The following is a 12,942-nucleotide window of genomic DNA, read 5'->3' as shown; positions in this document are numbered from 1 at the left end:
GTTTTGCAGGTCCGCAGGATTCGGAGGAGATCATGCCTGGAATTATTTTGATCGGTGCGCAGTGGGGCGACGAAGGCAAGGGCAAGGCCACGGACCTCATCGGCACCAAGGTGGACTATGTCGCGCGTTTCAACGGCGGCAACAATGCCGGCCACACCGTGGTTGTGGGCAATGAATCGTATGCGCTGCACCTGCTTCCGTCCGGCATCATCAGCCCGAACGTGACCCCCGTGATCGGCAACGGCGTGGTGGTGGACCCCGAAGTGCTGTTCCAGGAGATCGAAGGACTTGAATCGCGCGGCGTGGACTGCTCGCGACTGCTGGTGAGCGAATCCGCGCACATCATCGCGCCCTACCACCGCACGCTCGACAAGGTGACCGAGCGCTTCCTCGGCAAGCACAAGATCGGCACCACCGGCCGTGGCATCGGCCCGGCCTACGCCGACAAGATCAACCGCGTGGGCATCCGCGTGCACGACCTCTTCAACGCCGAACACCTGCACGACAAGGTTGAGGCCAGCCTGCACCAGAAGAACCAGATGCTCGTCAAGCTGTACAACCGTCGTCCGATCGACGTGGACCAGACCACCGACGAGCTGCTCGCACTCGGCGAGCGCCTGCATCCGTACGTGACCAACACGTCGCTGGTGCTCAACAAGGCGCTCGACGCCGGCAAGACCGTCCTGTTCGAGGGCGGTCAGGCCACCATGCTCGACGTGGATCACGGCACCTACCCGTTCGTCACCTCCTCCAACCCGACCGCCGGCGGTGCCTGCACCGGTACCGGCGTGGGCCCCACCAAGATCGATCGTGTGATCGCCGTAGCCAAGGCCTACACCACCCGCGTGGGCGAGGGGCCATTCCCCACCGAGCTGTTCGACGAGCAGGGCGATTGGCTGCGCTCCCAGGGTCACGAATACGGTGTGACCACCGGACGTCCGCGTCGCTGCGGCTGGTTCGACGCCGTGGTGACCCGTTACGCCTCGCAGGTCAACGGTCTGACTGATCTGGTGCTCACCAAGCTCGACGTGCTCACCGGTCTCAAGTCCATTCCGGTGTGCGTGGCCTACGATGTGGAGAACGCCGACGGCACCCACACCCGCTACGACGATATGCCGTGCGATCAGGCCGCGTTCGCCGCCGCCAAGCCGATCTACGAGGAACTTCCCGGCTGGGAGGAGGACATCTCGCAGGTGCACAGCTTCGAGGATCTGCCGGCCACCTGCCAGGCGTACGTGAAGCGCCTCGAGGAGATCTCCAACTGCCGTATCTCCGCCATCGGCACCGGCCCGCAGCGCGATCACATCATTTCGGTGCACTCGCTGATCGACTAATTGGCATCAGGCCGGCTGGTCGGCGTCAGATCAACTAGACCGACTAGTTGGTAAATCAGACAGAAAGCGGTTCACCAATCGACGATACGGCAACCGCGCGTTGACTTCACAACGCGCATCCGGTCCTATCGCCGATTGGTGAACCGCTTGCATTTGGGCGTGGTCCGTCCTACTATTACGCACTGGTGATGGAACTCACCTGAATGTCTGGCGTCGTTGGCGACCGCGAGCGAATGTATGCGAGGGCATACGCGGCCGGTTGCGCGGGTCGGGCATTCGAACCGCATTTCCGCTGATGGTTCCTACGATTCGACAGGCGATGGCCCGGATTCCCGAGGTCATATGCAGAGCGTCGGTGCGTTGGGCGCATGCGTGTGCAGACGCGCGCGACGACGATGCGTGCGACACGTGGAAGCGCGTTGCGATGCGTGGGATGGTCGAATTCAGCGGATGCGTTTCATACTTTTCCGCCGCATTCCCTTCTCTGCGGATCGGTGTCTCTTGTGATCATTCGGATCGGTATCCCCGTTGAAATCGGTGCTTCCGTTGGATTGATACTCGTTGAATCGGTAAATCGTGCATCTGGTTTTCCATCTGGTTTCCCAGACGGAGTACGCTGGTGCCTATCGGCGTGTCGCCGTGGTGCGATGTTGCAGAGAGAAGGGTTGAGATGGGTAAAACCGTGCGGGGAGAGACGTTCGGGGACAGTCGTCCGCCGTTGGCCGATCCTGTGATCTATCTGGTGGTGTTTCTGGGCGGGTGCTTGGGAACGGGTATGCGATACGGACTGTCGTTGGCCAATTCGTCGGCGTCTGGCATGCCCGGTCCGTCCGTGTGGGACGCGATCCATCTGGGCACGTTCACCGCGAATATCGTGGCGTGTTTCGTGTACGCGGCGTTGAGCACGTACGTGTCGCGTGCCGCGTGGGTGCGCAAGCGCAGTCGTGATCTGGTATCGCGCGGATTCGGCATGGGCATGTGCGGCGGTTTGTCCACCATGTCCACGCTGGCGTTCGAGCAGCTGAGCGATCTGGGTGCCGGTAACGTGTTCGGCGTGCTGGTATATGTGCTGCTGAGCTTTGGCATCGGTACGTTGGCCGCATATGGTGGTGTGCGCGTGTCCTTGGCGATTACGCGCGTGCGTGCCGATCATATGGCGTCGAGCGTGTGGGATGGCGTGGCTGCGGCGAGAGCTTCGGAGGAGGCGGCGTCAGGTGCGATGCGTGCGAGTTCCGCTGGCTCTGCGGATTCTTCTGATTCCTTTGATTCCGCGGGATCATCCGTATCGGATGAATCCGATACGACGACTGTGACCGGAGGCGCCCGATGATGTTTTTCGCCTCGGTGCTGACGTTCCTCGGCGTCTGCGTATGCGGCGGTCTGGGTGCCACCGCACGATTCGTGCTTGATACGGCAGTCAAACTGGCGTGGAAGCACGCGTTTCCGCTGTCCACACTGATCATCAACATCATCGCGTCGCTGCTCGCGGGCATGGCCGGTGCCGCTGCGGCCGCGTCGGCGTTCCCGGATCCGTGGCATCTTATGGCGGTGACGGGATTCCTTGGTGGTCTATCCACGTTCTCCACCGCCATCAACGAGGTGGTGACGCTCGCCCGCGGCGAGCACAAGGCCATGGCAGGCTACTATCTGATCGCCTGCATCGTGGTCCCCGTGCTCTGCGCCGCGCTCGGTTGGCAGATGATGGGCGCGCTGGGGTAGCCGGGTTAGCCGGGTAGTGCCGATGGCGGCGTGCTGACGTGATTCGTTATGGCCACTTCGCGGCGGCTGCCCGGTGCCGGGTTTCGGTGCTTGCTATCAGTTCGCATGGCAGAGGTCGGCGAGCGCCGATCGGGCGGTGTCTTCCGTCTTGCCGCTGAACAGTACGACCACATAGTCGCCGGCGAGCACCACGGAACCCGGATTCGGTACGAAATCATGACTGCCGCGACGGATCGTGATGATCATCATGCCGTCCGGCAGTGGTACGGTGCCGACCGTCGATCCGGCCATTGTGCTGCCGATCTCGACGGGGTATTCGATCACACCGCTGCGGATGGCGGTTGGTTCGGCGTCGGCGGTGCCGGCGTTGTCCGGGTGCCCGGCGCGGTATCGGTCGAGGAGCACTTCGTAGATCGGTTTCGTATTGCACAGGTCGGCCACGAACAACGCGATCAATACGCATGCCGCGACGGGCAGCATATGCGTGATATTGCCCGACATCTCAACGATCAGCAGAATCGAGGTGATTGGCGCTTTCGTTGCTGCGGCGAGTGTGCCGGCCATGCCGATCGCGGCGAACACGGCCATGTATTGCGGGTCGATTGCGAGACGCGCGGTTAGTTCGCCGAAGCCGTTCTGGCCGTCGATGAGTGAGCTGAGCGATCCGCCGAGCGTGGCCACCAGTCCGCCGGTGATCGCCCCGACGGCGAGAATAGGCATGAAGATGCCGCCGGGGGCTCCGCTGGCGAAACTCGTGGCGGTGAAGAGCATCTTCACGATCAGCAGGGCGAACAGCAGTCCGATTCCCGCGCCGCCTTGTTCCACGAACGCGATCAGGTTCTCGCCGCCGCCGAGCGTGAGTGGCAGCAGCATGCCGCATGGCAATGCCACGGCGAGGGAGATGATCGGCCGGGCCATGGCCGGTACGTGGCTCATCAGCGTTTGCAGGCCAAGAAGCAGACGGTTGGTGAGCACACCGACCACACCGGTGGCGATGCCCAGCGGCACCAGCCACCAGTATTGGGCGAGCGGCAGCTGCCGGATTGTGGCGAAGTTGAGCACCGGGCGGAGACCGAAACAGTATTTGGCCACGAAGTCGCTGGTCAGTGATGCGCTCATGGCGGTGAGCAGGATGGTGGGGGAGAAGCTGCGGTGGATCTCCTCCAGCGCGAACATGGCACCGGATAGCGGGGCGCAGAACGCTGCGGACAGACCGGCCGCCGCGCCCGATGTGATCAGCGCGTTGCGATCCACCTGACCGTGGGCGAGTCGGCCGCCTGTGGCCTGACTGGTGGCTGCGCCGATCTGCACGGACGGGCCCTCTCGTCCCATCGATAGGCCGAACAGTCCGCAGAGCAGTCCGCCGGCGTATCGTACGACGAGGATCGACCATGGACGCATGCGCATGCCGCGGGTCGCCACGCCTTCGGTCTGGGGAATGCCGCTGCCCGACGCCATCGGTTCCCAACGGATCAGCCATGCGACGAACAGTCCTGCGGCCACGGCGGCCATGGCCCATACCGCGATCCACAGCGGATTGTCTCGCAGCCATGCGTACGTTGCCGTGGCGAACTGTGTGCCGTAGCTGATGCCGAGTCGGTAGAGCACTACCAGCAGTCCCACGAAGAATCCGCTGATGATGCCCTTGGCTGCGATTCGCCATTTGATCCGGCTGAAGTCGGAAAGAAAACGATGTATCTGGGTTGGTCGACGTGTTGGTTGACGTGTTGCCGACATGGATTGACGACGTGAATGGGATGGTGTTTCACGTGAAACATTGCGTGAAACAGTGGCGACGTCACGCGCTCCGTCGGATGTAGAATTATCTGGAGCGCTCCGCGAAACGCTATGTGAGCCCGACTCGACCATGCCCATCTCCTTCATTGTCGCGTCCAGCATACCGCCATGCGGGATTCGGTCCACGCAGTGGCCCGGGAGTCGGTGAGGGGGAAGGGGCGTCGTTGCGCGCCGTGTCCGCTGTTTTGAACGCGTTATCGGTTTTGATTATCGCCTATCCTCATCGAAATATGGGCTGTTTCGCATGTCCGTAACGTGACGTTCATAGCATTGGACGTTACGTATCCTATGATCCGCGTTCCACGTGAAACGCAGTGAGGGTGAATGACAATCGGCTGTACGGCCGACGACCACAACAGTACAAAGGGGAATAGCATGGCCGAGAACAGGTCTGAGCTGAACAAGAACCTTGCCCAGATGCTCAAGGGCGGTGTGATCATGGATGTGACCACGCCCGAGCAGGCGCGAATCGCCGAGGACGCCGGTGCATGCGCCGTGATGGCGCTGGAGCGCATCCCCGCCGACATTCGTGCCGCCGGTGGCGTCTCCCGCATGTCCGATCCCGCCATGATCAAGGGCATTCAGCAGGCGGTCTCCATCCCGGTGATGGCCAAGGTGCGTATCGGCCACATCGCCGAGGCCCGTATTCTGCAGGCCATCGAGATCGACTACATCGACGAGTCCGAGGTGCTGTCCCCGGCCGACGACGTCTATCACATCGACAAGACCCAGTTCGACGTGCCGTTCGTGTGCGGTGCCAAGAACCTCGGTGAGGCTCTGCGCCGTATCGCCGAGGGTGCCGCCATGATCCGTACCAAGGGTGAGCCCGGCACCGGTGACGTGATCCAGGCCGTGCGCCACATGCGTACCATGAACAAGCAGATCCGCGAGCTCGTCGGTCTGCGCGACGACGAGATCTTCGAGGCCGCCAAGCAGCTGGCCGTGCCTTACGACCTGGCCAAGTACGTGCACGACAACGGCCGTCTGCCCGTCGTGAACTTCGCCGCCGGCGGTGTGGCCACCCCGGCCGATGCCGCGCTGATGATGGAGCTCGGTGCCGAAGGCGTGTTCGTAGGCTCCGGCATCTTCAAGTCCGGTGATCCGGCCAAGCGCGCCGCCGCCATCGTGCAGGCGACAGCCAACTGGCAGGACGCCGATCTGCTGGCCAAGCTCTCCGAGAACCTGGGCGAGGCCATGGTCGGTATCAACGAGGACGAGATCCAGACCATCATGGCCGCTCGCGGCGAGTGATGCGATCGAACGATTCGCACAATTCGTCGGACGAACGCTGACGGAACGTTGACGGGATGACGTTGGCAAAGTGATGACGATATCGCGGTGTCGACTGTCAAGAAGACGGCCGACATGATGGTAGTCATCACGGCACATCGCTGTTGCGACATCATGTGTCACGACGTCATGCGTCACATGGGACGCCATCCCAACGGTAGCGCGTCATGCGTTTTGCGAGACCATCGCTTCGGCTCCTCTCTTCGGAGGGGAGCCGTTGACTTTTCACCATCTGAAACTGAATTTTTGACCATCTGACTATGGAAAGACGGGAACGACATTGGTAGTAGCCGTTGAATACATTTCCAAGGAGGAGTCCGATCAGGCGGAATCCGCCAAGCACGGCGTGACGGGCATCCTCGCCGTACAGGGAGCGTTCGCCGAACACGCGGCCATGCTCGATCGGCTGGGTGCGCAGTGGAAGCTGCTGCGTGCCGCCGAGGACTTCGACGATTCGATCGATCGTGTGATTCTGCCGGGAGGCGAGTCGACCACACAGGGCAAGCTGCTGCGCTCCACCGGACTGTTCGACAAGATCGCCGCGCATATCGCCGCGGGTAAGCCTGTGTTCGGTACCTGCGCCGGCATGATTCTGCTGGCGAAGAAGCTCGACAACGACGACAACGTCTACTTCGGCGCACTTGACGCCGTGGTGCGCCGTAACGCGTACGGCCGCCAGCTCGGATCGTTCGCGGCGAACGCGGACTTCGGCGACATCAAGGACTTCCCTCTGGTGTTCATCCGCGGGCCGTTTGTCGTGTCCGTGGGGGACGACGCCACCGTGGAGACCGAGGTGAACGGCAATGTGGTAGGTCTGCGTCAGGGCAACATCCTCGCCACCGCATTCCACCCCGAGCTCACCGACGACACCCGCATCCACGAACTGTTCCTGAGCCTCTGAGCCGTTGAGTAGACGGTCCGGTGGGCCTTCGTTAGTGTGAGCTCACACTAAGCGTGCACCCCCGCAAAACGTTGCAATTCCAACATCCCTATTCCTTAGTGTGATCACACTAAGAGATAGGGATGTTTGGTATGTGGGCAGATTTTGGTATGTGGGATTGTATGGTGACGGCATGCTCCGTTCTGGGTATAAGCGGACGTCTGGGTATAACCGGGTAGGTTAGGGGTGGCAAAGAGGGTGCTGGTGACATGGTTTTACCCAGAGCTGGTGCTCATGACCCGGTTTGGCCCAGACCTCTGTCCGGTTTGGCCCTGAGTCTTGTCCTGTGTTACCCAGACCTCTGTCCGGTTCGACCCAGAACGGGGTGGATTGGTTTTGATGTGTCCGGTGTGACCCAGATTCTTGTCCGGTTCGGCCCAGATCCCTGTCTTGAGTTACCCAGACCTCTGTCCGGTTTGGCCAAGAACGGTGTGGCGATCTTTCGGTGTATCTGGGTTTGGTTATGTACTGCGACCTTATGTAGGGGGCTGATGATTTTGATTTTCTGGTACAACGGTATACCATAGATCTCGGTACACAGTTGTACCACGTCCGACGGCCGACAGCAGCGTAAGGAGTTTCCCATGTCCCAGCGTTTCCCTGAATCCTCCAAATCGTGTGACTCATCCGAGCCGCACGAATCCTCTGTATTCCCCACATCGTCTAGAGGCCTCAAATCCCCTGAATCTCCTGAATCCTCCGAACCCTCCACGATCCGTCATCGTCGCCCCTTCCGCTGGCCGAGCCTACTCACCGACAGCGGCCGCGGCATCGCATTCGGCGGCGACTACAACCCCGATCAGTGGCCCGAAGACGTCTGGGACGACGACATCCGTCTTATGACACAGGCCGGCGTGAACACGGTGGCGTTGGGCATCTTCAGCTGGGGTCGCATCCAGCCCGCAGAGGACGTGTGGGACTTCGATTGGCTCGACCGGATCATCGACAAACTCGGCCATGCCGGCATCGCCGTCGATCTGGCATCCGCCACGGCGACCGCACCGCAATGGCTGTACCAACGGTATCCCGAAGTGCTGCCGCGTGATCGATACGGTCATGTGATCAACCCCGGCTCGCGTCAGGCATGGCGTCCCACCAGTCCGGTGTTCAAGAAATACGCGCTCGCGATGTGTCGAAAACTCGCCGAACGATACGGCGACAATCCGTTCGTCACCGCCTGGCACATGGGCAACGAATACGGCTGGAACAACCGCTATGACTTCTCCGACGACTCGCAGCGAGCCTTCCGCACATGGTGCGAACGCAAATACGGCACCATCGAGGCACTGAACGAGGCGTGGGGAACCGCGTTCTGGTCACAGCAGGTTCAGTCGTTTGACGAAGTGCTGCTGCCGTATCACATGGGCGGCGACTCCATGGTCAACCCGCCGCACTGGGCCGATTTCGAACGGTTCGGCAACGACGTACTCAGAGACTTCTACTGCGCCGAACGCGACGCGATCGCCGAGATCTGCCCCGACAAGCCGTTCACCACGAACTTCATGGTATCCACCGACCAGTGCTGCATGGACTACGCCGACTGGGCGAACGACGTCGACTTCGTGTCCAACGACCACTACTTCCACGAAGGCGAATCACACCTCGACGAACTCGCCTGCTCCGACGCGCTCGTCGACGCGTTCGCGCTCGGCAAGCCGTGGTATGTGATGGAGCATTCCACGTCCGCTGTGCAGTGGAAACCGCTCAACATGCGCAAGCGCAACGGCGAACTGCTACGTGACTCCCTCGCCCACGTGGCCATGGGTGCCGACGCGATCAGCTTCTTCCAGTGGCGGCAGTCACGGTCCGGTGCCGAGGCGTTCCACTCGGGCATGGTGCCGCACGCCGGCGAGGATTCGGCCGTGTACCGCGGCGTGTGCGAACTGGGTGCCGCGCTGCGCACGCTGTCCGACGCGGGCGTGCAGGGCACGGAACTCCGTCGTTCCGACACGGCGATCCTGTTCCACGCGGACTCCGAATGGGCCACGCGCAGCCAGACCCTGCCGAGTATGAAACTCAACCACTGGCATGACGTGCGCGACTGGTATCGCGGCTATCTCGACGCCGGTCGTCGCGCCGACATCGTGCCGCTTGACTACGACTGGAGCGGATACGCGACGATCGTGCTGCCGACCGTGATCATGCTGTCCGACGATCATGTGCGCAGGATCGCCGACTTCGTCAAGGCCGGCGGCCGCGTGATCGTCGGGTATGCGACCGGACTGATCGACGAGCATTTCCACGTCGGTCTTGGCGGATACCCCGGCGTGGGCGATGGTCTGCTGCGTGACGTACTCGGCGTGCGCAGCGAGGAGTTCAACATCCTCGGTGCCGAAGCGGACGGCGAACCGAGCGAGATCACGCTGTCGAACGGCGCCACAACCCGACTGTGGCAGAACGACGTCACGTCGGTGGGGGAGCGCGCTCGCGTAATCGCCACATACCAAGGTGCCGCGGCCGCCGACTGGGAACTCGACGGCGTGCCCGCCATCGTGCGCAATGCGTACGGCGAGGGCGAGGCGTGGTACGTGGGCTGCGACCTGAATCGTGCGGATATCGCGCGGCTTGTGCGCGAACAGCTGGGCGACGTTGCCGACGGGCCGGACGGCGAACTGGCCGGTGATATTGCCGACGGGCCGGACGGCGAGGTGATCCATACCGTGCGCGAAGGCGCGGATCAGGACGCCGGCGAGACCGTGCGATTCGACTTCATCATGCCGCGCGGCAAGGAGGATGTGGTCGTACACAATGTGCTTGGCGATCCGATCGTCATGCATCGTTGTGAGAAGATCAACGACGGTAATGCGAACGTTCGTGATTACGTTCTGCATCGCAACGCCATCCTCATCACCCGCACTGCGGAATGATGTCGATGTCATAACGCCGATCTACGCGGTCACACAATCATTCCGCATCGTCCCGTATTGGTCATGCGGCTCCGTAGTATGGCAATGACTGGGCGTATTTCCGTGCCCGACCGCGCGCCCAACGTTGTCTGGCCCCGCCTGACCGCGCGCCCAACCACTGTCATGATCACCGTGATGAAGGAGTCTCATGCCCATGCCACAGCACAGAAAACGCGTGACGTTGCGTGACGTGGCCGAGGCCGCCGGAGTCTCGCTCAAAACCGCATCCAACGTGGTCAACGGCAACGGGCGCATGACGGACGCCACGCGCGACAAGGTGCAGTACGTGATCGCCGAACTCGGCTATCGCGTGAATGTGTCGGCGCGCAATCTCAACCGTGGGATCACCGGTTCGATCATCCTTGCCGTGCCCATGCTGTCGGCGCCGTACCTCGCCAATCTGGCGAGCGCCGTCATCGAGGCCGCCCGGTCGCACGAGTACTCGGTGTTCGTCACCACGTATGCGGAAGGATCGGCCACGGGCGCACGCGCGCTGCTGCGATCGTTCAACAGCACGGTCAGCGATGGCGTCATTCTGTCGATGTCGGAGATGGAGCGGCTTGAGCCGGACGATCTGAGCGTGGATTTTCCGTTGGTGACGGTTGGGTCGCGCACGGCTTGGGATCTTGTCGATCGCGTGACGACCGACGAGATCGGCGACGCTACGCGGGCTGCCGGATATCTGATCGATCGCGGCAGCACGCGACTTGCGGTGATCGGCGCACATTGTCAGTACGATCACGATGCGCTGGCCGATGCCGCCGACGGCAACGCGGAACTGCGACTTCGCGGCATAATCGAGGAATGTGAACGGCGTGGAATGCTGCTGGACCCCCGATTGGTGGGTGTGACAGGGCATGATTGGACGATCGGCAACGGTCAGGCCACCATGCAGCGGCTGATCGATACCGGAACCGCTTTTGACGGCGTGGTCTGTCTCAACGATCAGCTGGCGATCGGCGCACTGACCGCGTTGCATCTGGCCGGACGTGACGTGCCGGGCGATGTGCAGGTGATCGGATTCGACAACAACGAGGAATCGCGGTATCTGCTGCCGCCGCTGACCACCGTGGACTCGTCGCTCGACTGGATCGCGTCCACTGCGGTTGATCGTATGCTTGCGCGCATTGCCGCAAACGCGGGAAACACACGGGGGAATGGCGGTGAGGCCATTCCCCCGGAGACGTTGCGTACGCAATCGCGGATCATCGAGCGTGCCACCACGCGATAGCGGTGACGGCACCGGCCGGTTGGCCCGGTGCACCCGGTGGGCTCGGTTGTCTCGGTGCACCCAGTGCACCCAGTGCACCCAGTGAACGCTACCCGTTGATTACCACTTTCTGGTTGACGAACTCCTTCAGTCCCAGATCGATCAGTTCGCGACCGTAGCCGGAGTTCTTCACGCCGCCGAACGGAATATCCGGTCCGGACGCGCTCGACCGGTTGATCGTCACCATGCCGGTGTCGAGTCGTCGTGCGATCTCCTGTGCATGATGCACATCCGCGCTGAACACCGAACCACCCAGCCCGTACGGGGAATCGTTCGCAATGCGAATCGCATCCTCCTCGTCCTTGGCGTGGTACAACTGCGCCACCGGTCCGAAGATCTCCGTACGTGCGGCGGGCGTGCCCTCCGGAATATTCGTGATCAACGCCGGCGGGTAGAACGCGCCTTCGTTGGGCGTGCCGTCGGCGGACCATCCGGGCACTTCCGCTAGATATTCGATCGACGCGCCCTGCGCCACGATGTCGGCCACCTGACGCTCCACCTGAATACGCGCGTGCACGCTCGACAGCGGGGCCAACGTGGTCGTGGGATCCGCGGGGTCGCCGGCCACCAGCTTCGCGGCCTCGGCGCGGTAGCGGTCCACGAACTCGTCATAGACGTCATCCACCACGATGAACCGCTTCGACGCGACGCACACCTGACCCGCGTTGCGGCAACGACCGCGCACGGCCCATTCGGCGGCGGCCGCCACATCCGCGTCCTTCAGCACGATGAACGCGTCCATGCCGCCCAGCTCGAGCGTGCTCTTCTTCAGATGCTTGCCGGCCAGCGACGCGATCACCGCGCCCGCGTGCTCCGATCCGGTGAGCGCCACGCCGCGCACATACGGGCTGGCGATCACATGCTCGGTGAGCTCATGCGGCAGATACAGGTTCGTGAACACGCCGTCCGGCGCGCCGGCCCGGTGGAACAGTTCGGACATGAGCGCCGCGCACTGCGGCACGTTCGACGCATGCTTGAGCAGCACTACGTTGCCGGCCGCCAGCTGCGGCGCGGCCACGCGAATCACCTGATAGTACGGGAAATTCCACGGCTCCACCGCGAAGATGATGCCCAGCGGATCGTTCACCAGATGCACGTTGGTGTCGCCGAATCCTGCGGTCTGCAGCAGCTTCGGCGCGAGCAGCGACTCGGTATGCTTCACGTAGTACCGCAGAATCGCCACGCACACATTGACTTCGGCCACCGCCTCGCTCGTGACCTTGCCCATCTCCAGCGTGAGCATGGACGCGAACGCCTTGCTCTCGTGCTCGAGGATGTCCGCGGCGGCGGACAGCACCTTGGTGCGTTCGGTAAGCGGCTCGTCCCGCCACCATTCGTATGCGTGATGCGCCACGTCGAGTGCGGTGTCCACCTCTTCAAACGTGGCCATGGGGAAGGTTTTCAGCGTTTCCCCGGTGTACGGATTAGTCGTTGCATATGCCATTGCGGTCTCCTCTCTGAGGACCTGCGGTCGGCGGTGACGAGCGGCGTCGGTGCCGGTCATCCCCCCCACCGGACGAGTGCCAGTCGTTGCCGATATTGTTCCTGTCGTTGCCATGATTTCGGCTTCGACACAACGTCATTATCCCTCGAAAAGGGGGCTTTGCATAGATGCCTTGGCCGGGAGCGGTCGCTGTTCTTCCGGTATTCGTACAGTATTCGTTTGTTGTTCGTGCAATTATCCGG

At 62.2% G+C, this 12,942-nt stretch carries 9 protein-coding genes and 1 riboswitch; of the genes, 7 read left to right on the top strand and 2 right to left on the bottom strand.

Features of this window, described 5'->3' with window-relative positions:
* Positions 1-32 precede the first annotated feature (32 nt).
* The 3 genes from BTIS_RS07445 to BTIS_RS07435 all read left to right on the top strand — a co-directional run bounded on the left by BTIS_RS07445 (position 33) and on the right by BTIS_RS07435 (position 3,053).
* Positions 33-1,334 (top strand): adenylosuccinate synthase, encoded by a 1,302-nt coding sequence (locus BTIS_RS07445; RefSeq protein WP_094664137.1) that lies wholly within the window; start codon positions 33-35, stop codon positions 1,332-1,334.
* Positions 1,335-1,509: 175 nt separating this feature from the next.
* Positions 1,510-1,646, top strand: a riboswitch (Fluoride riboswitch).
* A gap of 358 nt (positions 1,647-2,004) precedes the next feature.
* Positions 2,005-2,664 (top strand): fluoride efflux transporter FluC, encoded by a 660-nt coding sequence (locus tag BTIS_RS07440; protein ID WP_094664135.1) that lies wholly within the window; start codon positions 2,005-2,007, stop codon positions 2,662-2,664.
* Positions 2,661-3,053, top strand: coding sequence for a fluoride efflux transporter FluC (locus BTIS_RS07435; RefSeq protein ID WP_245819360.1), 393 nt, complete (start codon positions 2,661-2,663; stop codon positions 3,051-3,053). The genes BTIS_RS07440 and BTIS_RS07435 overlap by 4 nt, the downstream gene beginning before the upstream one ends.
* 96 nt (positions 3,054-3,149) lie before the next feature.
* On the opposite strand, the gene BTIS_RS07430 is transcribed toward BTIS_RS07435, so the two are convergent.
* Positions 3,150-4,790 (bottom strand): ClC family H(+)/Cl(-) exchange transporter, encoded by a 1,641-nt coding sequence (locus BTIS_RS07430; RefSeq protein ID WP_094664133.1) that lies wholly within the window; start codon positions 4,788-4,790, stop codon positions 3,150-3,152.
* A 435-nt stretch (positions 4,791-5,225) separates the two neighbouring features.
* Between BTIS_RS07430 and pdxS the strand changes: the two genes are divergently transcribed.
* From pdxS to BTIS_RS07410, 4 genes are all read left to right on the top strand, one after another.
* Entirely contained in the window at positions 5,226-6,101 is an 876-nt protein-coding gene (gene pdxS / locus BTIS_RS07425) for a pyridoxal 5'-phosphate synthase lyase subunit PdxS (RefSeq protein WP_094664131.1), read from the top strand.
* Positions 6,102-6,420: 319 nt separating this feature from the next.
* A complete protein-coding gene (pdxT, locus tag BTIS_RS07420) occupies positions 6,421-7,041 on the top strand; it encodes a pyridoxal 5'-phosphate synthase glutaminase subunit PdxT (protein WP_094664129.1) in 621 nt (206 codons plus the stop codon).
* A gap of 752 nt (positions 7,042-7,793) precedes the next feature.
* Complete coding sequence (locus BTIS_RS07415; RefSeq protein ID WP_094664236.1) at positions 7,794-9,947, top strand: beta-galactosidase; 2,154 nt, start codon at positions 7,794-7,796, stop codon at positions 9,945-9,947.
* A 187-nt stretch (positions 9,948-10,134) separates the two neighbouring features.
* A complete protein-coding gene (locus BTIS_RS07410; RefSeq protein WP_094664127.1) occupies positions 10,135-11,217 on the top strand; it encodes a LacI family DNA-binding transcriptional regulator in 1,083 nt (360 codons plus the stop codon).
* 88 nt (positions 11,218-11,305) lie between these two features.
* Here BTIS_RS07410 and BTIS_RS07405 read toward each other — a convergent pair whose 3' ends face one another.
* Positions 11,306-12,700 carry an NAD-dependent succinate-semialdehyde dehydrogenase gene (locus BTIS_RS07405; protein WP_094664125.1) on the bottom strand — a complete coding sequence of 465 codons (1,395 nt, stop codon included), beginning with the start codon at positions 12,698-12,700 and terminating at the stop codon, positions 11,306-11,308.
* Between the last annotated feature and the right edge of the window lie 242 nt (positions 12,701-12,942).

Source organism: Bifidobacterium tissieri, assembly GCF_002259645.1.
In the GTDB taxonomy this organism is placed as follows: Bacteria; Actinomycetota; Actinomycetes; order Actinomycetales; family Bifidobacteriaceae; genus Galliscardovia; species Galliscardovia tissieri.
This window is presented reverse-complemented; position numbering and strand designations above follow the sequence as displayed.